This window comes from Leclercia sp. UBA1284, assembly GCF_002308415.1.
GTDB classification, from domain to species: domain Bacteria; phylum Pseudomonadota; class Gammaproteobacteria; order Enterobacterales; family Enterobacteriaceae; genus Enterobacter; species Enterobacter pneumoniae.
Window position 1 is genome coordinate 1 of record NZ_DBUS01000005.1, and the last position, 21530, is coordinate 21530.

The window sequence follows — 21530 nt, forward strand, 5'->3', positions numbered from 1 at the left end:
ACCACGCGCTTTTTCTTCTGGCGCGTTATCGATCTGATCGAATGCGCGAGCAGCACCGCCGTAGGTTTTAGCCAGTACGGTAGTGATTGCAGCGGTCAGCGTTGTTTTACCATGGTCAACGTGGCCGATAGTACCGACGTTAACGTGCGGTTTTGTACGTTCAAACTTTTCTTTAGACATCGATTGTCCCTCTAAGACACGGATAAATCGGTGATATCACCACATCAACCAGGCGATATGCCTGAACTGTTGAATACATTGATATTGAAACAGAGAGAAACGGGAGGGAGAAGTGAAGTGGTGCTGATACCCAGAGTCGAACTGGGGACCTCACCCTTACCAAGGGTGCGCTCTACCAACTGAGCCATATCAGCACGTATTGGAGCGGGCAGCGGGAATCGAACCCGCATCATCAGCTTGGAAGGCTGAGGTAATAGCCATTATACGATGCCCGCATCCTGAAACTCGGCTACCCAGTTCTTTCTGTAACAAAAAAAGAGATTTCTCTCTTTTTCTATTCGAGCTGATTTATTTTTTAAACCAGCTCCGGCGGCGTTAACGCTGCCAGAAAGTGGTGGTGGGGGAAGGATTCGAACCTTCGAAGTCTGTGACGGCAGATTTACAGTCTGCTCCCTTTGGCCGCTCGGGAACCCCACCGGACTTGATGGTGCCGACTACCGGAATCGAACTGGTGACCTACTGATTACAAGTCAGTTGCTCTACCTACTGAGCTAAGTCGGCATCAAGTAGCGCGCATTTTAGGGAGACCTGCGCAGTCATGCAACTAAAAAATCACTTAAAACATTCTTTCGCTCACATTTTGCGCGAAGAATGCGGTGAACGCTGCAATTTCACCCATATCAGGTCAATTATTCAGCAGAAATACCCGCTCCATAGCGTTTTTTTCTTACCGTGATGCTCCCCTCGTAACGCGCGCCTCGCCTATATTTTTTCTTATTATTCCTCCCATCTGGTGTTAACCTCCTGCCCATTGTCCAAAATTAACTACTACGTGAAGCGCTATCACAGGCTCACAGAAGCATGCTTATGAGCAAAAAAGAGCAAACGCTAATGACGCCCTATCTCCAGTTTAATCGCAGCCAGTGGGCTGCTTTGCGCGACTCCGTCCCTATGACCTTAACCGAGGGGGAGATAGCGCGGTTAAAGGGGATAAACGAAGATCTCTCTCTGGAAGAAGTGGCCGAGATTTATTTACCTCTGTCGCGCTTGCTTAACTTCTATATCAGCTCCAATTTACGCCGACAGGCCGTACTGGAGCAGTTCCTTGGCACCAACGGTCAACGTATTCCTTATATCATCAGCATCGCCGGCAGCGTGGCGGTGGGCAAAAGTACCACGGCTCGCGTGTTACAAGCCCTGCTGAGCCGCTGGCCAGAACACCGCAGCGTAGAATTGATCACCACCGACGGTTTTCTCCACCCGAACGAGGTATTAAAAGAGCGCGGTCTGATGAAGAAAAAAGGCTTCCCGCTCTCCTATGATATGCACCGTCTGGTGAAATTTGTCTCGGATCTCAAGTCCGGCGTGCCAAACGTTACCGCCCCGGTCTATTCGCATCTCATTTATGATCGCATCCCGGATGGTGACAAAACGGTCGTTCAGCCGGACATTCTGATTCTGGAAGGGCTAAACGTCTTGCAGAGCGGTATGGATTATCCGCACGATCCGCATCACGTCTTCGTGTCTGATTTCGTAGATTTCTCGATTTATGTTGATGCCCCGGAAGATTTACTGCAAAGCTGGTATATCAATCGCTTCCTGAAGTTCCGCGAAGGGGCGTTCACCGATCCGGACTCTTACTTCCACAACTATGCCCAGCTTTCTGAAGAAGAAGCGGTGAATGTGGCGACCGCCCTGTGGAACGAGATTAACTACGTTAACCTGAAAGAGAACATCCTCCCTACCCGCGAACGCGCCAGCCTGATCCTCACCAAGAGTGAAAATCATGCGGTGGACCAGGTTCGCCTGCGCAAATAGCAGCCTGACAGGCATAAAAAAACCGGCGATGATCGCCGGTTTTTTGTTTTTCGCTTATGGCTGCGGTTTCTCGCCGTTTTCATCCTGATCGACTGCGAAGCAGGCTACCAGCTGTCCATCATAGTCCTTCAACTGCGGCTGCAACTGCGTGCAGGGCCCGAAGCGACGACGACAGCGGGCGTTGAACGCACAGCCCGGCGGTGGATTCAGCGGGCTCGGCAGCTCGCCGGTCAGCTTGATACGCTCGCGGCGATCGTCCGGATTAAGGCGAGGTGTTGCTGACAGCAGCGCCTGAGTATAAGGGTGACGCGGATTGTTAAAGATCTGGTCTTTGCTCCCCTTCTCTACGCAGCGCCCCAGATACATCACCATCACTTCGTCAGCAATATGCTCCACCACGGAGAGGTCATGCGAAATGAACACATAAGAGAGCCCCAGTTCCTGCTGCAGATCCATCATCAGGTTTAACACCTGAGCGCGCACAGAAACGTCGAGCGCGGAAACCGGTTCATCGGCAATCACCACGTCCGGGTCAAGCATCAGACCGCGGGCAATGGCGATACGCTGACGCTGGCCGCCAGAGAACATATGCGGGTAGCGATCATAATGCTCGGTTTTCAGGCCCACTTTCGCCATCATCGCCAGCGCTTTTTCCCGGCGCTGCTCTTTACTCAGTGAAGCGTTGATCAGCAGTGGCTCTTCCAGAATCTGTCCCACTTTTTTACGCGGGTTCAGGGAACCGTAGGGGTTCTGAAACACAATCTGGATTTTCTGGCGACGCAGCTTCTGCGCCTGCGGATCGTGCTTAAGCAGATCCTGGCCCTGATAGTACAGTTCGCCGCCGGTTGGCGTTTCGATCATTGTCAGCAGACGACCCAGTGTAGATTTTCCACAGCCAGATTCACCCACTACCGCCAGCGTTTTACCGCGCTCGAGGTTGAACGACACGCCGTCCAGGGCTTTCACCAGGCGCTCGGGGGCAAACAGTCCCTTCTTAACCGGGTAATGTTTTTTTAGATCGATGGCCTGCAACAGCGGTTGTTGCGTGGTGGCCTGTTGCGTACTCATAGTGTTGGCCTCCCGGCATCATCGAGTGGGTAGTGGCATTTGGACTGACGACCGTCAGCCAGCAGGTTCAGCGCGGGTTCATCGACGCGACACTTATCCGTTGCATACGGACAGCGCGGGTTGAGCAGACAGCCCTGCGGACGGTCATATTTACCCGGTACCACGCCCGGCAGCGAGGCCAGACGCGCTTTATCCTGCGCAAATTCCGGCAGAGCACGTAGCAGAGCCTGAGTGTACGGGTGACGCGGCGCGCGGAAGATGTCGTGCGAACTTCCGGTCTCTACCACCTGACCTGCATACATTACGATGATTTTGTGCGCCGCTTCGGCCACCAGCGCCAGGTCGTGCGTAATCAGCACCAGCGCCATGTTCTCTTTCTGCTGTAAATCCAGCAGCAACTCGATGATTTGCGCCTGAATGGTGACATCCAGCGCGGTCGTCGGCTCATCCGCAATTAACAGCTTAGGCCGACAGGCGATCGCCATGGCAATCATCACACGCTGGCTCATCCCGCCGGACAGCTGATGCGGGTAAACATCCAGTCGCGATGCCGGATCCGGTATACCTACCTGGTTAAGCAGGTCGATCGCGCGCTGGCGACGGGTTTTCTTATTCCCGCCCTGGTGCACCTTGATGGCTTCCATAATCTGGAAACCAACGGTGTAACACGGGTTCAGGCTGGTCATCGGATCCTGGAAGATCATCGCCACTTCAGCGCCCACCAACTGGCGGCGCTGTTTTTCGGAGATACGCTTCAGATCCTGACCGTTAAACTCCAGCTTTTCAGCCATGACGCGGCCGGGATAGTCAATCAGCCCCATAATCGCCAGTGAACTTACTGACTTACCGGAGCCCGATTCCCCTACGATGCCGACCACTTCGCCCTGATTTACGCTATAGCTGATGCGGTCCACGGCGCGAAACGGTGTGCCTTCGTCGCCGAAGTGCACCGATAATTCATTTACATTTAATAACGCCATCTCGTGCCTCTTACTGCTTCAGTTTGGGATCAAGTGCATCACGCAGACCATCACCCATCAGGTTAAATGCCAGCACCGTGAGCAGAATCGCCAGACCCGGGAAGGTGACGACCCACCAGGCGCTTTGCGCGAACTGCAACACATCGGAGAGCATGGTGCCCCACTCCGGTGTTGGCGGTTGCGCACCCATGCCAAGGAAGCCAAGAGCGGCCATATCGAGAATGGCGTTAGAGAAACCAAGCGACGCCTGAACAATCAACGGCGCAAGGCAGTTCGGGAAAATATTAACGAACATCTGACGCATCGCACCGGCACCCGCTACGCGGGAAGCGGTGACGTAATCGCGGTTCACTTCTACCAGCACAGCCGCACGCGTGAGACGTACATAGTGAGGTAGTGCCACAAAGGTTAGCGCCAGCGCGGCGTTGCCGATCGACGGACCGAAGATGGCCACCAATACCAGCGCCAGCAGCAGACTTGGCAGCGCCAGCATAATATCGACGATACGCATAATGATGTTATCAACGATACCGCCGAAGTAACCGGCCACCAGGCCGAGTACCACGCCCATAATCAGCGACAGCACCACCACCAGACAGCCCACCAGCAGCGACAGACGTGCGCCGTACATCAGGCGCGACAGGACATCACGGCCCACATCATCGGTACCTAACAGATGGGCAAAGGTTCCCCCCTCCTGCCATACCGGTGGCGCCAGAAGCGAATCACGGAACTGATCAGCCGGGTTATAGGGCGCGAGAACGTTCGCAAAGACCGCAATCAGGATCATGACAGTGACATACACCAGCCCTACCACCGCCCCTTTGTTGCGTTTGAAGTAGTGCCAGAACTCCTGCAGCGGCGTCATGGGAACCGGTGCTGCGACCACTTTATTTTCAGTAACTTGTGACATGATGGCCCCTTACTTCTTATGCCGAATACGCGGGTTCACCACGCCGTAAAGCAGATCGACCAGCAGGTTGACGAGGATAATCATCGTCGCCACCAGCAGTACGCCGCCCTGCACCACTGGATAATCGCGGCGTTGCAGCGCGTCGATCAGCCAGCGTCCCAGGCCCGGCCAGGAGAAGATGGTTTCGGTCAAAATCGCCCCCGCCAGCAGCGTTCCCACCTGCAGACCGATAACGGTTACCACCGGCAGCATGGCGTTACGCAGTGCGTGCACGATGATAACGCGCATGCGGGTCAGACCTTTGGCGCGCGCGGTACGGATGTAATCCTCACCCAGCACCTCCAGCATTGAAGAACGGGTCATACGCACGATAACGGCCAGGGGAATGGTGCCCAGCACCATCGCAGGCAGAATCATGTGCGCTACCGCATCAATAAAGTTGCCCTCTTCCCCCCAGATTGCCGTATCAATCAGCATGAATCCGGTGAGAGGGTTGGTGTCATCAAGGAACACCATATCGCTAACTCGCCCGGATACCGGCGTCAGGTTCCATTGCACCGATACCAGCATAATCAGCATCATGCCCCACCAGAAGATAGGCATGGAGTAGCCGGTCAGCGCCAGGCCAACCGCGGTGTGATCGAAGATTGAACCGCGCTTAACGGCAGCCAGCACGCCAACAGGGATGCCTACTGCGGTCGCGAAAATCATGGCGCAGACGCCGAGTTCCAGCGTCGCTTTAAAGCGCGGCACGAACTCGTCCCACACCGGGAGACGGCTTTTCAGCGAGATGCCTAAATCACCATGCAGCACGCCCCAGATATAGTGGAGATATTGCTGCCACAGCGGTTTATCCAGGCCCAGTTCGGCCAGCAGCTGCGCATGACGTTCAGGAGAAATGCCACGCTCGCCCGCCATAATCATTACCGGGTCGCCGGGGATCATATGGACAAAGGCAAAGGTGAGAAGGGTGATACCGATAAACGTGGGGATAACTAGCCCCAGACGTCGGAGGATGAACTGCAACATAACCCGGATTCTCTATAATGACGCACAACCAGGGGATGTGGTCTGTATTGCTCACAAATGTAAATTCCCTCTCCCTTTGGAGAGGTTAAGGGTGAGGGGATGCATGCACGCCCCTCACCCCTGCCCTCTCCCAAAAGGAGAGGGAGAATACCCTACTTATTATTCAACAGAGACGTTTTCGAAGTGGTGTTTGCCCAGTGGATCAACCACGTAGCCTTTCACTTCTTTACGCACTGGTTCGTACACGGTGGAGTGCGCGATGATCAGGGCAGGCGCCTGGTCGTGCATAACCACCTGAGCTTGTTTGTACAGCTCAATACGTTTGTTGTGATCTTCTGCAGCGCGCGCCGGCTGAATCAGGTCTTCAAACGGCTTGTAGCACCAGCGAGAGTAGTTGGAGCCATCTTTCGCCGCTGCGCAGCTGAACAGGGTCGCGAAGAAGTTGTCCGGATCCCCGTTGTCGCCCGTCCAGCCCATCATCACGGCCTGGTGTTCGCCCGCTTTAGCACGTTTCAGGTATTCGCCCCACTCATAGGTCACGATCTTGGCCTGAACGCCAATCTTCGCCCAGTCAGCCTGAATCATCTCGGCCATACGGCGAGCGTTCGGGTTGTACGGACGCTGTACCGGCATCGCCCACAGCTCAACGGTAAAGCCTTTATCCTGACCCGCTTCTTTCAGCAGGGCTTTCGCTTTCTCAGGATCGTAGTTGTAGTCTTTAACGTCGTCGTTATAGCCCCACATGGTCGGCGGGATCAGGTTTTTGGCAGCAACGCCAGCGCCCTGGTAAACCGCTTTGATAATCGCTTCTTTGTTCACCGCGTAAGTCAGCGCCTGACGCACTTTCACGTCATCAAACGGTTTCTTCTCGGTGTTGAAGGAGAGGTAACCCACGTTCAGGCCCGCCTGCTCCAGCAGGTTGATGTTTTTGTCCTGCTTCATACGTGCGATATCAGCCGGGTTTGGATACGGCATGACCTGGCACTCGTTTTTCTGCAGTTTCGCATAACGTACGGAGGCGTCAGGCGTGATGGAGAAGACCAGACGGTCGATCTGCGGCTTGGTGCCCCAGTAGCCTTCAAAGGCTTTGTACAGAATGCGGGAGTCTTTCTGGTATTGCAGGAGCTGGAACGGACCGGTACCGACCGGGTTCAGGTCGACTTTTTCCGGCGTGCCGGCTTTCAGCATGTTGTCGGCATACTCTTTAGACAGGATAGAGGCGAAGTCCATGGCCAGGTCAGCCAGGAATGGCGCTTCTGGACGCGTCAGGACGAACTGAACGGTTTTATCGTCCACTTTCTTCACTTCGCTAATCAGGTCTGGCAGGCCCATCCCTTCGAAGTATTCATAGCTGCCGCCAGAAACTTTATGGTACGGGTTCTGAGCATTTTTTTGACGATCAAAGGAGAACACAACGTCGTCGGCGTTAAAGTCGCGCGTTGGTTTGAATTCTTTGCTGTCCTGCCACTTCACACCCTGACGCAGGTGGAAGGTATAGGTTTTGCCGTCTTCGCTGACTTCCCACTTCTCTGCCAGACCCGGAATCACTTCCGTGGTACCGGTTTTGAATTCAACCAGACGGTTATAGATAGGTACGGAGCTAGCGTCGTACGTGGTACCAGAGGTAAACAGCTGTGGGTTAAAGCCTTCCGGCGAGCCTTCAGAACAGTAGACCAGGGTTTTTGCCTGCACGCTAGCCGCGACGGTCATTGCCACCAGGCTCAGACCAAGCTTCAGCATCCCTGACTTCTTCAAGGAAATACTCATTATTATTCTGCTCCAATGTGATGTTTTTTGTTGTGTTACGCCGCCTGACCTTTAATTTATTTTTTACCCGGTCCGGTCGGTGATGCCCGAAGGCGTTATAAGGGATGGAGATTCCTTTCAGAAGAGCAACTGAGTTGCAGCGCAGATTCTCCCTGAAATGCCCCTCGTGCCCTACAATCTGTCAACAGAATGTGAAAACGTCAATACAGGTGACGGGGATTTACGCTAAGTGTGAGAATCAGCAAACAAAGATTAAAAAAACCCAGAGGCACTATTTTCAGCAGGGAAATTTATGCTACCCGCCATGATGCAGCACAACTCACTTCTTATTCTGCTGTGACCAGTGATTAACATTTATTCAGACGGGTTAAATTTTCTTACAGGATGGTGAATATCTGAGCACTAAATTCCGCGAACGTTAAAACGCACAGCGGAAAATGCTGAGGTTATCCATAAGCAACGCGAAAAAAGATCAATCTATATATAAAAAAATACAATGGAATATGTCACAAAAACGTTAACAGGCAGGGTTAATGGAAGGTAACAAGCGTTTTAGTTTGTTGTCGTAACTAACTGTAGGCGCCAGAAGCAAAAAAGCCTGCTCAGTGAACAGGCTTTTGAATTTGGTCGGTGCCAGAGGATGACTCGCCACGCCGTGGCTCGCCCTTCGGGCCGTTGCTGACGCAACGTTCTCTCGCTTCGCTCGAGTCGAACCTCTGCCCCCGGAGGTTCTCATCCTCGCAAGCCTCAGGTGCAAAAAAGCCTGCTCAGTGAGCAGGCTTTTGAATTTGGTCGGTGATAGAGGATGACTCGCCACTCCGTGGCTCGCCCTTCGGGCCGTTGCTGACGCAACGTTCTCTCGCTTCGCTCGAGTCGAACCTCTGCCCCCCGGAGGTTCTCATCCTCGCAAGCCTCAGGTGCAAAAAAGCCTGCTCAGTGAGCAGGCTCTTGAATTTGGTCGGTGATAGAGGATTCGAACCTCCGACCCCTTCGTCCCGAACGAAGTGCGCTACCAGGCTGCGCCAATCACCGAATGCGGGCCGCATCTTACTGCTGAGGTACGGCTCCGTCAATCCCTTACAATAAAAAAGCCTTTAAGGTGGCGAGTCGCTCGCCAACCCTTTACTGAACCGCTTTTACGCCGGTATCCGGGACATGACACCAGTTGTTATTTTCGTTGATACCACCGTCTTTCGAGGTATAGCCCAGGCAGCCAAGGATCGTGTCGTACAGCTCAACATGGCGGTGCGGCACTTTCATATCCGCCTGCTGTTTCAGATGGGCAAACATCTTCGCCTTATCCGGGTTTTCCAGATATTTATCAGACATCCATACCATCATCGGCACGCGGAACTGCTCCGGCGGAGCCATCTTACGTGGCGTACCGTGCAGATGTTCCTTCTCGTTGATCGACTCCCCGTGGTCGGCGGCGTAGAAGACAATCGCTTTCTTATCACGCAGCTGATCGATCACGCTATCGATAAAGTGATCCACATAGGTGACCGAGTTATCGTAAGAGTTAATCATCTCTTCTTTAGTACACCCTTTATCAACCCCAATACACTCCGGCGTCCATTTGGCAAAACTGCGCGGATAACGCTGGGTATAGTTAAAGTGCGATCCTTTGGTGTGCAGGATAATAAGATGTTTGCCGTCCGGGTTGCCCTGTAAAGAGCGCTGCATCTCATCGACCAACAGCATGTCATCCACATGTTTGCCACGGTTACGTGGCTCAGCGCCAATCTGCTCGCGGTAAGCAATGTTATCGGCCATGGTGTTGCTGTAGAACCACATCTCACTCTGCATGGCGTACAGGTCGGAACTGAAGCCCAACTGACTCAGTACCGCAAAGACGTTTTGCTCTTTCAGCGTACGCTGTGGGTTATCATCCGCCCCGCCTTCACGCACAAACATGCAGCGCAAAGAGAGCTTAGTGGCCGTATCACACGAGTAACCGCGGAAGGCAACGAGGTTTTTCTCCTGGGCCAGTTTCGGCGTAGTGTCACGCTCATAGCCCAGCATTCCCATATGATCCCAGCGGGTCGTCTCACCGATGATAAACACCACGTAGGTGTCATCAATATCCGCTGGCGCCTGATAGCTAAATTTCTTCGCCGGGTTCATCAGCGATTTATTATCTGAAGACTCATCCACCTGCGCCCAGGCATATAACCCCAGCGCCGAGATCCAGTTTGATGGCAGATAGGAGTTCGCCACCACACCGCCGTAACTCGGCATATCGACACCGGTCGTACGCTCAACGTGTTTCTGCTGAATGTCCAGTAAGCGAATCGGGCCCCAGACCATCAAACCGGCAATCACCACCAGCGCAACACTTCTGATACGTTGTCCTGGCGTACGCAGCTGACGGAGCAAGGTATAACGGCAGCGGTTACTCCAGATAAAGAGCAGCGGCAACACGCTGACGCAGACCAGCCAGAGGATAAAGTGCCAGCCAACCACCTCTTTAGAGAGGTCAATATCGGTGGTCATCACCGACGCGATAATCCCGTAGCCGATCACCACGTTCATAAACGTCATGTAGTAACTGGCACCCGCCGAGCACAACACCACCAGCGTGGCCAGTACCCGCCATACCCGTCGCCCAAACAGCGAAAGCAAGCGTAATAAGAAGAAGGTGACGAGTACCGTAGCAGCCAACTCAACAACCGCAGCAACTCCTTTCAAGGCGGTAAAGTTTTGCGCATAGCCATCAAACCGACGGAAAAATACGGCGCCATTCATAAACAGACCGATGTACAACGCCAGCAAAAAGCTCAGCTTTTGTTGCGTCATCGCTTTGATATATTTCATTAAAATGACCTGGAAAAAAGAAAATATTGCTGCTTCACTTACAGATTAACAGTGCACAGGCGGAGTCTTCGTTGACGATGTTTTTAAGGGAAACCATCTCAAGCGCGGTAGAGTAGACCACAGGGAGACGAAAAAGTGGCAGCATAGAGTGTGATCGCTGCAGATATTTACAAAAAAACAAGTCCGATGACATTCATCTGACCCGTTTCTGTAGTAAGGCGGGGAAGCAAAGGCCGGAGGCTCCGGCCTTAAGGGGGATTATTCAGGCATGCGCTTCGGAGTAAACTTCACGCTGCGGCTGACGAATGGTGGTGGAGAGCGCCAGTGAGAGGATCAGCAGAGCGAAGATAACGCAGAAGGTGACATAGAAGCCGCCGAACAGCGATGCAATCAACGAACCGCAGATACTACCAATCCCAAAGCCCAGGTAAATCACACCGTAGTTTTTCGCCAGGTTGTTCAGGCCGAAGAACTCACTGACCAGCGACGGGAAGACCGTGATGGTGCCACCGAAGTTAAAGGCAACACAGGCAATAGCCGCAAAGAAGGTGATTTCATTCAGCGGAGCGAAGAGCAGCGCTGCCATCCCCACCAGAGAGACGACCTGTCCGAGCGTGATAACACGGATACGGGCGATTTTGTCAGAGAGGATGCCCAGCACCAGGCGACCCGAGAGGTTGGCGATAGAGATCACCGTCACCGCATTCGCCGCAGTAGCCACATCCAGCTTCACCATTCCCTGGGCAATATCTTTCGCCACGCCGATGACATACAGGCCGCTCATGCAGGCAGTCAGGAACATCACCGCCAGCATCCAGTACTGCGGTTTACGCATGGACTGCGCCAGGGTGAAGTCGTTCTCCACCACCCCATTCACCGACTTCGCCGTTTGCTGCGGTGCGTCTTTCATTAGCGTCGCGCCGAAGACAATCATCACCAGCACGATGGCGCCCCAGATCATAAAGGTCTTTTCGAGGCCGACGGAGGCCAGCAGTTGGGAATCGATAAATTTAAACCCGAGGCTGCCCAAACCATAGGAGCCGATCGAAAAGGCAGAGATCAGCCCTTTACGCTCGGGGAACCATTTCACACAGTTCGACAGCGTCAGCAGGTAACCCGCCCCGTCCGCTAACCCGACCAGCACCCCGGCGCTGAGCCACAACATCAGCAGGCTGTTGGAATGCGCCGTCAGGAAGAAGCCGACACCCAGCATAATCCCGGAGGCCATGGTCACGCGCTTCACGCCAAAACGCTCTTGTAATTTACCGGCCACGGAGGAGGAGAGCGCCAGGCCCAGGCTCAGTAAGCCAAACGAGAAAGCAACCTGACTGACAGGCGCATCCAGTTTATCGGACAGCGCGCTGTTAAACAGGCTCCAGGTATAAACCGATCCCAGCGCAAACTGGGTCACGATAGTACCGAAAAGGGTAAGCCAGCGAGTGCGGTTAGAGGTTGATGTATTCATGGCAGTTGTCCTGCAGGGAAAAGGGGAAATTCACTGCTGACAACGATACGCAAAACCCTGCATCCATAGGGGGAAAACGGCATGAAATGCAGGGGAGACGGAATGAAATGCCGTAAATGGGGAATGAATGGCCTGGACGATACGATTCTGCCTAATTGCGTTAGTACCTACTATCGCTACAAGGCCTGCCATCCGTACACTTTTTACGAATTTCACGCACAAAAAAACAACAACTTTAAAACTTAGCGCTAACACCCAGCGTATAGAGGTAATCCTCGCCTAAGACCATGCTCTCAGACTGAGAGAGCGAAGCGTAGGCCGCCATATGGGGATAAAGCGGAATATCGGCCCCCACGGTGACGTCCATCCAGCTGTCTGGCTGCTGCGATGCAGCGGTTTTACTGAACCCCGCCTGGCTCTTCCACTGGTTATCGCCAAACTGCTGGTTATAACTGATTTGCGCCCATGGCCGCAGGCCGCCCAGATGGGAGTCTACACGCCAGCCCAGGGTGCTGACGCTGGCATGCCAGAGGGGATCGGTTAGAGATGACGTGCTGACGCTGTCCCCAAACTCGTTATACATGGTTGAAGGTGAGCCATCATAGCGCCAGGAGACAATCGGCCCGGTAGTGATGCGGCGTGCTACAGGAATATTGACCCCCACGCTCATCGTACTTCCCGGCATCGCTGAAGAGGCGTCGGCCAGATTGACCGACACGGCCGGGGCATTTTGCGATGAGCGGATCCGCTCCGCGAGGATATCTTCATAACGCGGTTGGTGATCGTCATCCCATGTGTAGCGCTCAGTAGTATTATTTACGTTATCTGAAACGATATATTCCTGTTGCCAGGCAAATGCTGTGTTACCTGAAAGCAGACAGACTAACAAACTCACCATGCCTGTCGCGGCATGGCGGCCACTGATTTTTTTTATCATCATCAAAGCGACTCCAGAAGAGAGCCGAATTCGGCGATATTTGTCATTGTTAATAGATGGGTAAGCGGGTTTTCAGGCATGGCGTAGAACGCATTAAACCCTGTATTAACTATTGTCTTTTTAACTACCACGTCAAGCCGGGCCGATGGAAATTTTCGTGGATTCAATCACTATGAGGGAGATGGACTATGCAACGTTGTGGCTGGGTAAGCGAAGACCCGCTCTATATCGCCTATCACGATAAAGAGTGGGGCGTACCAGAAACCGACCGCCGCTATCTTTTTGAAATGATCTGCCTTGAGGGCCAGCAGGCCGGTCTTTCCTGGATTACCGTATTGAAAAAACGCGAGAATTACCGCCAGGCCTTCCACCATTTCGATCCGGAAAAGGTGGCGGAGATGACGGAAGACGACGTTGAGCGGCTGGTGCAGGACGCGGGGATTATTCGCCATCGCGGTAAGATTCAGGCCATTATCGGTAACGCACGCGCGCTGCTGGCAATGGAGGCAAATGGCGAAGCATTTTCAGATTTTATCTGGTCGTTTGTCGGCCATCAGCCGCAACTGACCCAGGCCATGACCCTGGCAGAGGTCCCCGCCTCGACGCCAACCTCAGACGCCTTATCGAAAGCGCTGAAAAAGCGCGGGTTTAAATTTGTCGGCACCACCATCTGTTATGCCTTTATGCAGGCCAGCGGGATGGTGAATGACCACGTGACGAGCTGTTTTTGTTATTCCGGAGGCCAGCATGATCCGCGCATGGCTGAGTGATGACACCTCTCCCTTGCTGCGCTTATGGCTGGAAAGCACGACCCTCGCCCATCCGTTTATTGAGGCCAGCTACTGGCAAGAGAGCGAAGCGATCGTCCGGGATGTTTATCTGCCATCGGCAGAGACCTGGGTCTGGGACGAGGCAGATGAGGTGTGCGGATTTATCAGCGTCCTGCATGTTCAGTATATCGGCGCGCTATTTGTCGCGCCGTCATACACGGGTAAAGGCATCGGGAAGGCGCTGATCAACCATGTTAAACAGCGCTACCCGGCCCTGAGCCTGGAGGTGTATCAGAAAAACACCCGGGCGGTGAATTTCTACCATGCTCAGGGCTTTCGCATTATGGATAGCGCCTGGCAGGAAGACACCCAGCACCCGACGTGGATTATGAGCTGGCAGGCGGATCAAACGCCGTAAGCGGTAGCTCCGGCCCTTGATATTTCTCCAGCCAGGCCAGCGCCGTATTCCCCGCGCAACCATTCCCTAGCTTCGAGCTGGGGAGATCTTTCGTCAGAACGTTAACCGCACCGTTTTTACAGATCCCCCCTGCGCTACGTTCCAGATCAGGCCATGCCCCCTGGTGAATACAGATCACGCCGGGCTTGATACCCTCGCTCACGACCGCCCCCGCCAGTACCTGCCCACGCTGGTTCCAGACACGTACCACGTCACCATCGGCAATGCCGCGCGCGTGAGCGTCGATGGGGTGCAGCGTGACCGGCTCGCGCCCGGCAACCGCATACTGTTCGCGCAGTGAAGAGTAGTTCAACTGGCTATGCAGGCGATGCGCTGGATGAGCAGAGAGTATCTGCAGTTGTTGCGGCTCGGCGTTGCCATGCCACTCGTCCGGCTCCAGCCACATCGGATGCGGCGGACAATCGGCGTAACCAAAACTGGCGATACGTGCTGAGTGGATCACAATCTTGCCGCTTTCGGTTTTTAACGGATGCGCCTCAGGATCGCGACGGAAGTCGGCGAAACGTACAAACTGCGCATTTTGCGCATTTTCGGGCATTTCGACGATCGCATTCGCCTCCCAGAACTCGGCAAAGGGAGGCAAGGTCACCCCCTGTGACGCACCGCGCTGCGCTGCGATCTGATAGAAGCTCTCCAGCCACACCAGGTCGGTTTTGCCTTCCGTAAATCGCGCACGTCCACCCGCTTCCCACCGTTCGCTCAGCTCAGCAAAGACCTCCAGATCATCACGCGCCTCATCGCGCGGCGGCACCACGCGCTTCATGGGCACCATGTGTTGATTACTGTAGTCGCCGGTCATGGTCATGTCGTTGCGTTCAAACGAGGTGGTGGCCGGCAGAACGATATCTGCATGTCGGGCCGCTGCGGTCCAGAAGCACTCGGAAATGACCACCAGCTCCGGCTTCTGCCAGGCGCGGATTAATCGGTTAGTGTCCTGGTGGTGCGTAAAGTTGGCGCCGCCCGCCCACCAGACGAAGCGGATATCCGGGAAGTGCCGGTCCATACCGTTGTGCTGGTAGAAACCGCCCGGATTTTCCAGCGCCTCGACGATGCGCGCTACCGGGATTTTTTCTACGGCATCAGTGCCACCCTGTACGCTGCCCTGCATCGAGGCCAGTACCGCCGCACGACGCGTTGGATTACCGCCATTAGCGAAGTGATAAGAGAGACCAAAACCGCCGCCCGGCGTACCAATCTGGCCGATCATGGCCGCCAGAGTGACCAGCATCCAGTGCTTCTGCTCGCCAAACTGCTGGCGCTGCATCCCCCAGCCCGCCATCAACATGGTGCGGTTGTTATGGAAAAGCTCTGCCAGCTCACGAATTTTCCCGACATTTACGCCGCAAATCGCCGCCGCCCACTCGGCCGTTTTCGCGATGCCATCCGTTTTCCCCGTCAGGTAATCGGCGAATTGGTCATAACCGCTGGTGCAGCGGGCAAGAAACGCCGTGTCGTGCCAGTTGTTTTCAACCAGGGTATGCGCAATGCCCAGCATCATCGCCACGTCGGTGCCCATATGCGGGGCGATCCACTCTGCCGCCTCGCCGAAGAAATCGGCAGTTTCAGAGCGCATAGGATCGATACAGATGATGCGCTTACCGCTCTTACGCAGTGCATCGAAGTAAGGGATACCCTGCTCGTCGCTGGCGTTCCAGGCAATTTTCAGGGTATTGAGTGGGTTGGCGCTCCAGAGCACCACCACGTCGGTATGTTCCAGCACCAGCGGCCAGCTGGTCTGCTGCTGATAAACCTCATTTCCCCCTACAACATACGGCATGATCGCCTGCGCGGCACCGGTGGAGTAATCCCCAAGATGGCCGGTATAGCCGCCGGCGAGGCTCATATAGCGCTGCAGTAGCGTCGCCGCCTTGTGTAACACGCCGTTAGATCGCCAGCCGTACGATCCGGCAAAGATAGAGGACGGGCCATAGCTGTTGCGGATACGTTTATGCTGCGAATCAATCAATGCCAGGGCATCGTCCCAGCTGACACGGACAAATTCATCTTCCCCGCGTACCCCCTGCGGATTATCTGGCGAAGCGAGAAAACCTTTCCGCACCATCGGCCAGCGCACGCGGGTTTTACTGTGCACCTGATCGCGCACCACCGTCTGCAATGAGTTGGGGTAAGGGGTGGGCAGCGCCCCGCGGGATGACAACACTGTGTCGCCATCGGTCTCTACCAGCATCGGCCCCCAGTGGGCCGCGGTCAGAATGGTTTTAATTGAAGTGGTCAAAGCGTGCGCTCCCGGGTTGCCTGTTGCAGGTTTTCATCGCCTTCTTCGAGGCTATTTATGATTAGAAACATAATTCAGAGTTATCCCTGGAATTTTCTACATATCTGCGCGTCATAATCAACCGCCACGCTCGTCGTGGCAAAGAATAAAAAGGATTAAGGAAATAAGATGAAAAAACGCGTACTCATGATTGCCGCGCTGGTCAGCGGCGCACTGGCTGTTTCAGGCTGCACCACAAACCCTTACACCGGCGAACGCGAAGCCGGTAAATCCGGCATCGGTGCCGGGCTCGGTTCCCTGGTAGGCGCGGGCGTTGGCGCCCTCTCCTCCTCTAAGAAAGATCGCGGCAAAGGGGCGTTAATTGGCGCAGCAGCCGGTGCCGCGCTGGGCGGCGGCGTCGGTTATTACATGGACGTGCAGGAAGCGAAACTGCGCGACAAAATGCAGGGTACAGGCGTTAGCGTGACGCGCAGCGGCGATAACATCATTCTGAACATGCCAAACAACGTGACCTTCGATAGCAGCAGCGCAACGCTGAAACCGGCTGGCGCGAACACCCTGACCGGCGTGGCGATGGTGCTGAAAGAGTACAGCAAAACGGCGGTTAACGTGCTTGGCTACACCGACAGCACCGGCAGCCAGGATCTGAACATGCGTCTCTCCCAGCAGCGTGCGGATTCCGTGGCCAGCGCGCTGATCACCCAGGGCGTCGCCGCGAACCGTATTCGTACCAACGGTATGGGCCCGGCAAATCCGATCGCCAGTAACAGCACGGCGGAAGGCAAAGCGCAGAACCGCCGCGTAGAAATTACCCTGAGCCCAATCCAGTAAGGGCTTGCCATCGTTGATTTTCGCGCTAAGGTGTTCTCACTTCAGGCAAGGGAATCAGCGATGAGCAAATCAACACGGGCCACTATCAGCGACGTGGCGAAAGCCGCCAAAACCGGTAAAACCAGTATTTCCCGTTACCTCAACGGTGAAAAGCATCTGCTTTCCGACGCGCTGCTGGCCCGTATTGAACAGGCGATCGCCGATCTTAACTATCGTCCAAGCCTGATGGCCCGTGGCCTGAAGCATGGCCGTACGCGGCTCATTGGCCTGATTATCGCCGATATCACCAACCCCTACTCCGTCAATGTTCTGAGCGGTATCGAAGCCGCCTGTCGGGAAAAGGGGTTCACCCCGCTGGTCTGTAACACTAATAATGAACTCGACCAGGAGCTGCACTATCTCGATCTGCTGCGCAGTTATCAGGTTGAAGGCATTGTGGTCAACGCGGTGGGCATGCGTGAAGAGGGGCTAAACCGCCTGCAACAGTCGGCGCTGCCGATGGTGCTTATCGACCGTAAAATTCCCGAATTCGCCTGCGACGTCGTGGGTCTGGACAATACGCAGGCCGCCACGACGGCGACAGAACATCTTATCGAACAGGGCTTTGAAGCGATCCTATTCCTCAGCGAGCCGCTGGGTATGGTCAATACTCGCCGCGAACGCCTGGCGGCCTTCCGCGCTACCCTGGCCCGCTATCCTGGCGTCATTGCTGAAAACGCGGAAATTCCTCTGCATGAAGGGGACCAGATGGACATCGCCCTGCGTCAATTTCATTCACGCCATCGCGGTATGCGCAAGGCGGTGATCTCCGCTAACGGTGCCCTCACCCTGCAGGTGGCTCGTTCTCTGCGCCGTGTTGGGCTGCACTGGGGCAGCGACATCGGCTTACTGGGCTTTGATGAGCTGGAGTGGGCAGAGTTGGCAGGCGTGGGGATCACTACCCTTAAACAGCCCACCTGGCAGATTGGCTATGCCGCGGTGGAACAGGTTGTTCGCCGCATTGAAGGGGCCAGTGATACCGTACGCGAGCAGCACTTCTCCGGCGAGCTGATTGTTCGCGGCTCTACCGCCCGTTAACCTCCCTTCGTGATGACGATCATAAATTCAACATACTGATCTTTTCTTTGGAACCGGTTCCATCTAGCGTAATAGTATCGATAACGCGATGGAGTCAGCCAGTGGGCAGAAAAATTATTGTCGTCACCGCCGCCTATGGCGCCGACCGGATACGTGAAGCAGGGGGCCAGCGCGCCATACTGCCTGTCATTGCTAAAGCGGGCGCAGACGGCGTGGAGATCCGCCGCGAACTGTTCAACGACGCTGAACTGAATGCGCTGCCTACCCTGGCGCGCTCCATTGAGCTGCTGGGCCTGCTAGCCTGCTACTCCGCTCCCGATTCCCTGTTCACCGCCGAAGGCGAGCTGAACCCAGCGCTGCCGCGCTACCTTGCCGAAGCCAGTACGCTTAATGCCCTCTGGCTGAAGGTCTCTTTAGGTCATTTTCGCGATAAAAACCAGCTTGAAGCCCTGCGCCCGCTACTGCAGGAGAGCGGCATGACGCTGGTGGTCGAGAACGATCAGACCGATTTCGGTCAGCTCGCCCCTATGCAGCGCTTTAAAGCCGCCTGCCGTGTGCAGGCGCTTCCGGTCAGCCTGACGTTCGATATGGGCAACTGGCTGTGGGTGGGTGATTCACCGGAAGAGGCCGCGCAGCACCTGGCGCCTGCGGTGAGCTATATTCACGTGAAAGCGGCGGAGCCGCATCAACATCACTTCCGTGCCGTTCCCCCGGCAGCAGAAAACTGCCGCTGGCTGGCGCTGCTGGATCAGCTGCCTGCCGATGCGCCTCGCGGGATCGAGTTCCCGCTTGAAGGCCCGGATCTGACGGCCGTCACCCGTCACTACGTTAATTTACTGCGCGAGGTCTAAGCCATGCCGCAAGCACTGGATGTCATCACCATTGGCGAAGCCATGGCCATGTTTGTGGCCAGCGAGCCTGGCGAGCTAAGCCAGGTTGAACATTTCTTTAAACGTGTAGCTGGCGCCGAACTCAATGTCGCCACCGGGCTGGCGCGCCTGGGTCTGAAAGTGGGCTGGGTCAGCCGCGTGGGCGACGACAGCTTCGGTCATTTCATCCTTAACGCCCTGAAAAAAGAGGGGATAGAGACCTCGGGCGTCACCCTTGATGGCCGCTTCGCAACCGGCTTCCAGCTGAAATCTAAGGTCGAGGATGGAACCGATCCCATCGTGGAGTATTTCCGCAAAGGTTCTGCTGCCAGCCATCTGTCGGTGGAGGATTTTAATCCGGCCTATTTTACCACCGCGCGACATCTGCACCTGAGCGGCGTGGCTGCGGCGTTGTCGCCGAGCTCATGGGCCCTGCTCGATCACGCTGCAGGCGCAATGAAAGCCGCAGGCAAAACCCTCTCTTTCGATCCCAATTTGCGGCCGGTGCTGTGGAAAAGCGAAGCGGAGATGGTTGAAAAACTTAACCAGTTAGCCTTCCAGGCTGACTGGGTCTTACCCGGCGTGAACGAGGGCATCATCCTTACCGGGCAACGCACGCCGGAAGGGATTGCAGATTTCTACCTTGATAGAGGCGTGAAGGCGGTGGTCCTGAAAACCGGTGCCGATGGCGCCTGGTTTAAAACCAGCAACGGCGAGAAAGGTGCCGTGGCCGCTGTAAAAGTGGACAACGTCGTTGATACGGTTGGCGCAGGCGATGGTTTTGCCGTGGGGGTGATTAGCGCCCTGCTGGAAGGCAAAACGCTGCAACAGGCTATCTCACGCGGTAACAAAATCGGATCGCTGGCGATCCAGGTGCAGGGCGACAGCGAAGGATTACCCACGCGTAGCCAACTGGGGGAATAACCCCCGCAACATCACAGAACCACCGTGTACCCTACAGACAACGGCGGTCATTACCTCAACCACAGAGGCAAGCCTATGAACAGCTCGACGAATGCAGTAAAACGCTGGTGGTACATCATGCCGATCGTGTTTATCACGTACAGCCTGGCGTATCTTGACCGCGCGAACTTCAGTTTCGCATCAGCCGCGGGGATCACCGAAGATTTGGGGATCACTAAAGGCATCTCTTCCCTGCTGGGTGCCCTGTTCTTCCTGGGCTACTTCTTCTTCCAGATCCCGGGCGCCATCTATGCGGAACGTCGCAGCGTGCGCAAACTGATTTTCATCTGCCTGATTTTATGGGGCGGTTGTGCCTCCCTTACCGGGGTCGTTAACAATATACCGGCGCTGGCGGCGATTCGCTTTATCCTCGGCGTGGTGGAAGCGGCGGTCATGCCCGCGATGCTTATCTACATCAGCAACTGGTTTACAAAATCCGAGCGGTCACGGGCCAATACCTTCCTGATCCTCGGTAACCCGGTAACGGTACTGTGGATGTCGGTGGTCTCAGGCTATCTCATTCAGTCTTTCGGCTGGCGCGAAATGTTTATCATCGAGGGGATCCCGGCGGTGATTTGGGCCTTCTGCTGGTGGGTGCTGGTAAAAGACAAACCCTCTCAGGTGAACTGGCTCTCTGAAGATGAAAAATCGGCTCTACAGGCACAGCTGGATAAAGAGCAGCAGGGGCTGAAAGCGGTGCGAAACTACGGCGAAGCTTTCCGCTCACGCAACGTTATCCTGCTCTGCATGCAGTACTTCGCCTGGAGCATCGGGGTGTATGGCTTTGTGCTGTGGCTGCCATCGATTATTCGTAGCGGCGGTGAAAACCTCGGCATGGTCGAAGTGGGCTGGCTCTCTTCTGTTCCTTACCTGGCTGCCACCATTGCGATGATCATCGCCTCCTGGGCATCGGACAAACTGCAGAACCGTAAACTCTTCGTCTGGCCGCTGTTGCTGATTGCTGCCTGTGCCTTTATCGGCTCCTGGGCGGTAGGTGCCAACCACTTCTGGGCCTCTTATACCCTGCTGGTGATCGCCGGTGCGGCAATGTATGCCCCTTACGGCCCGTTCTTTGCCATCATCCCGGAAATGCTGCCGCGTAATGTGGCAGGCGGCGCAATGGCCTTAATCAACAGTATGGGCGCGCTGGGCTCGTTCTTCGGCTCCTGGTTTGTGGGCTATCTCAACGGCGCCACCGGCAGTCCATCCGCCTCGTACATATTTATGGGGGTGGCACTTTTCGTGTCGGTGTGGCTTACTCTGATTGTTAAGCCTGCTAATAATCAGCAGTTACCTGCCGGCGCACGCCACGCCTGAACCCTTAACATCAACGGA

At 55.2% G+C, this 21530-nt stretch carries 18 protein-coding genes, 5 tRNA genes and 2 other RNA genes; 8 read left to right on the top strand and 17 right to left on the bottom strand.

Annotated elements, in window-relative coordinates; all coding sequences use genetic code 11:
* The 5 genes from B3511_RS02030 to B3511_RS02050 form a co-directional block, all read right to left on the bottom strand.
* The coding region (locus tag B3511_RS02030) for a GTP-binding protein (protein WP_023994387.1) at positions 1 to 180 on the bottom strand (180 nt) is incomplete at its 3' end.
* Positions 181 to 298: 118 nt separating this feature from the next.
* Positions 299 to 374: transfer RNA gene (locus B3511_RS02035), tRNA-Thr, on the bottom strand.
* 6 nt (positions 375 to 380) lie between these two features.
* Positions 381 to 455: transfer RNA gene (locus tag B3511_RS02040), tRNA-Gly, on the bottom strand.
* A 117-nt stretch (positions 456 to 572) separates the two neighbouring features.
* Positions 573 to 657, bottom strand: a tRNA-Tyr gene (locus tag B3511_RS02045).
* Between the two features lie 8 nt (positions 658 to 665).
* A tRNA-Thr gene (locus B3511_RS02050) sits at positions 666 to 741 on the bottom strand.
* Positions 742 to 1047: 306 nt separating this feature from the next.
* Between B3511_RS02050 and coaA the strand changes: the two genes are divergently transcribed.
* A complete protein-coding gene (gene coaA / locus B3511_RS02055; RefSeq protein WP_040077924.1) occupies positions 1048 to 1998 on the top strand; it encodes a type I pantothenate kinase in 951 nt (316 codons plus the stop codon).
* Positions 1999 to 2052: 54 nt separating this feature from the next.
* Here coaA and dppF read toward each other — a convergent pair whose 3' ends face one another.
* The 11 genes from dppF to B3511_RS02110 all read right to left on the bottom strand — a co-directional run bounded on the left by dppF (position 2053) and on the right by B3511_RS02110 (position 12974).
* Positions 2053 to 3066 carry a dipeptide ABC transporter ATP-binding subunit DppF gene (dppF, locus tag B3511_RS02060; RefSeq protein WP_040077922.1) on the bottom strand — a complete coding sequence of 338 codons (1014 nt, stop codon included), beginning with the start codon at positions 3064 to 3066 and terminating at the stop codon, positions 2053 to 2055.
* Positions 3063 to 4046, bottom strand: a complete 984-nt coding sequence (dppD, locus tag B3511_RS02065) for a dipeptide ABC transporter ATP-binding protein (RefSeq protein ID WP_286772263.1) — start codon at positions 4044 to 4046, stop codon at positions 3063 to 3065. The genes dppF and dppD overlap by 4 nt, the downstream gene beginning before the upstream one ends.
* Positions 4047 to 4056: 10 nt before the next feature.
* Positions 4057 to 4959, bottom strand: coding sequence for a dipeptide ABC transporter permease DppC (gene dppC, locus B3511_RS02070; protein WP_040077918.1), 903 nt, complete (start codon positions 4957 to 4959; stop codon positions 4057 to 4059).
* A 9-nt stretch (positions 4960 to 4968) separates the two neighbouring features.
* Positions 4969 to 5988, bottom strand: a complete 1020-nt coding sequence (gene dppB / locus B3511_RS02075) for a dipeptide ABC transporter permease DppB (RefSeq protein WP_040077917.1) — start codon at positions 5986 to 5988, stop codon at positions 4969 to 4971.
* Positions 5989 to 6147: 159 nt separating this feature from the next.
* Positions 6148 to 7755 (bottom strand): dipeptide ABC transporter periplasmic-binding protein DppA, encoded by a 1608-nt coding sequence (gene dppA / locus B3511_RS02080; protein WP_207292773.1) that lies wholly within the window; start codon positions 7753 to 7755, stop codon positions 6148 to 6150.
* A gap of 624 nt (positions 7756 to 8379) precedes the next feature.
* Positions 8380 to 8513: non-coding RNA, RtT sRNA (locus B3511_RS02085), on the bottom strand.
* A gap of 31 nt (positions 8514 to 8544) precedes the next feature.
* Positions 8545 to 8679, bottom strand: a non-coding RNA gene (locus B3511_RS02090) — RtT sRNA.
* Positions 8680 to 8710: 31 nt separating this feature from the next.
* A tRNA-Pro gene (locus B3511_RS02095) sits at positions 8711 to 8787 on the bottom strand.
* Between the two features lie 90 nt (positions 8788 to 8877).
* On the bottom strand, positions 8878 to 10569 hold the full coding sequence (eptB, locus tag B3511_RS02100; RefSeq protein ID WP_040077915.1) for a kdo(2)-lipid A phosphoethanolamine 7''-transferase: 1692 nt from the start codon (positions 10567 to 10569) through the stop codon (positions 8878 to 8880).
* A gap of 262 nt (positions 10570 to 10831) precedes the next feature.
* Entirely contained in the window at positions 10832 to 12034 is a 1203-nt protein-coding gene (locus tag B3511_RS02105) for an L-lactate MFS transporter (RefSeq protein WP_286772264.1), read from the bottom strand.
* Between the two features lie 235 nt (positions 12035 to 12269).
* Positions 12270 to 12974, bottom strand: a complete 705-nt coding sequence (locus tag B3511_RS02110) for an autotransporter domain-containing protein (RefSeq protein WP_286772265.1) — start codon at positions 12972 to 12974, stop codon at positions 12270 to 12272.
* A gap of 185 nt (positions 12975 to 13159) precedes the next feature.
* Between B3511_RS02110 and tag the strand changes: the two genes are divergently transcribed.
* Both tag and B3511_RS02120 read left to right on the top strand, forming a co-directional pair.
* On the top strand, positions 13160 to 13741 hold the full coding sequence (tag, locus tag B3511_RS02115) for a DNA-3-methyladenine glycosylase I (protein WP_286772267.1): 582 nt from the start codon (positions 13160 to 13162) through the stop codon (positions 13739 to 13741).
* Positions 13719 to 14159 carry an N-acetyltransferase gene (locus B3511_RS02120; protein WP_046886262.1) on the top strand — a complete coding sequence of 147 codons (441 nt, stop codon included), beginning with the start codon at positions 13719 to 13721 and terminating at the stop codon, positions 14157 to 14159. Before tag ends, B3511_RS02120 begins: the two co-directional genes overlap by 23 nt.
* On the opposite strand, the gene B3511_RS02125 is transcribed toward B3511_RS02120, so the two are convergent.
* Positions 14128 to 16455: a molybdopterin guanine dinucleotide-containing S/N-oxide reductase gene (locus B3511_RS02125; RefSeq protein ID WP_286772268.1), complete on the bottom strand. Its 2328-nt coding sequence runs from the start codon at positions 16453 to 16455 to the stop codon at positions 14128 to 14130. The two genes, B3511_RS02120 and B3511_RS02125, sit on opposite strands and share 32 nt — an antisense overlap.
* A gap of 168 nt (positions 16456 to 16623) precedes the next feature.
* Between B3511_RS02125 and B3511_RS02130 the strand changes: the two genes are divergently transcribed.
* The 5 genes from B3511_RS02130 (at position 16624) to B3511_RS02150 (ending at position 21512) form a co-directional block, all read left to right on the top strand.
* On the top strand, positions 16624 to 17286 hold the full coding sequence (locus tag B3511_RS02130; RefSeq protein WP_040077908.1) for an OmpA family lipoprotein: 663 nt from the start codon (positions 16624 to 16626) through the stop codon (positions 17284 to 17286).
* A gap of 60 nt (positions 17287 to 17346) precedes the next feature.
* A complete protein-coding gene (locus B3511_RS02135; protein ID WP_040077907.1) occupies positions 17347 to 18363 on the top strand; it encodes a LacI family DNA-binding transcriptional regulator in 1017 nt (338 codons plus the stop codon).
* Positions 18364 to 18464: 101 nt separating this feature from the next.
* Complete coding sequence (locus tag B3511_RS02140) at positions 18465 to 19214, top strand: sugar phosphate isomerase/epimerase family protein (RefSeq protein ID WP_286772269.1); 750 nt, start codon at positions 18465 to 18467, stop codon at positions 19212 to 19214.
* Between the two features lie 3 nt (positions 19215 to 19217).
* Entirely contained in the window at positions 19218 to 20156 is a 939-nt protein-coding gene (locus tag B3511_RS02145; RefSeq protein WP_286772270.1) for a sugar kinase, read from the top strand.
* A gap of 75 nt (positions 20157 to 20231) precedes the next feature.
* The gene (locus tag B3511_RS02150; RefSeq protein ID WP_040077904.1) at positions 20232 to 21512 is read left to right on the top strand and encodes an MFS transporter; all 1281 of its coding nucleotides are present in this window, start codon (positions 20232 to 20234) and stop codon (positions 21510 to 21512) included.
* The last annotated feature ends 18 nt before the right edge of the window (positions 21513 to 21530 follow it).

Coding starts and splice junctions, on each gene's coding strand:
- dppF (WP_040077922.1), bottom strand. CDS start 3,066: ATGAGTACGCAACAGGCCACCACGCAACAACCGCTGTTGCAGGCCATC.
- B3511_RS02150 (WP_040077904.1), top strand. CDS start 20,232: ATGAACAGCTCGACGAATGCAGTAAAACGCTGGTGGTACATCATGCCG.
- eptB (WP_040077915.1), bottom strand. CDS start 10,569: ATGAAATATATCAAAGCGATGACGCAACAAAAGCTGAGCTTTTTGCTG.
- B3511_RS02110 (WP_286772265.1), bottom strand. CDS start 12,974: ATGATGATAAAAAAAATCAGTGGCCGCCATGCCGCGACAGGCATGGTG.
- dppA (WP_207292773.1), bottom strand. CDS start 7,755: ATGAGTATTTCCTTGAAGAAGTCAGGGATGCTGAAGCTTGGTCTGAGC.
- dppB (WP_040077917.1), bottom strand. CDS start 5,988: ATGTTGCAGTTCATCCTCCGACGTCTGGGGCTAGTTATCCCCACGTTT.
- dppD (WP_286772263.1), bottom strand. CDS start 4,046: ATGGCGTTATTAAATGTAAATGAATTATCGGTGCACTTCGGCGACGAA.
- B3511_RS02105 (WP_286772264.1), bottom strand. CDS start 12,034: ATGAATACATCAACCTCTAACCGCACTCGCTGGCTTACCCTTTTCGGT.
- tag (WP_286772267.1), top strand. CDS start 13,160: ATGCAACGTTGTGGCTGGGTAAGCGAAGACCCGCTCTATATCGCCTAT.
- B3511_RS02145 (WP_286772270.1), top strand. CDS start 19,218: ATGCCGCAAGCACTGGATGTCATCACCATTGGCGAAGCCATGGCCATG.
- B3511_RS02120 (WP_046886262.1), top strand. CDS start 13,719: ATGATCCGCGCATGGCTGAGTGATGACACCTCTCCCTTGCTGCGCTTA.
- B3511_RS02130 (WP_040077908.1), top strand. CDS start 16,624: ATGAAAAAACGCGTACTCATGATTGCCGCGCTGGTCAGCGGCGCACTG.
- coaA (WP_040077924.1), top strand. CDS start 1,048: ATGAGCAAAAAAGAGCAAACGCTAATGACGCCCTATCTCCAGTTTAAT.
- B3511_RS02135 (WP_040077907.1), top strand. CDS start 17,347: ATGAGCAAATCAACACGGGCCACTATCAGCGACGTGGCGAAAGCCGCC.
- dppC (WP_040077918.1), bottom strand. CDS start 4,959: ATGTCACAAGTTACTGAAAATAAAGTGGTCGCAGCACCGGTTCCCATG.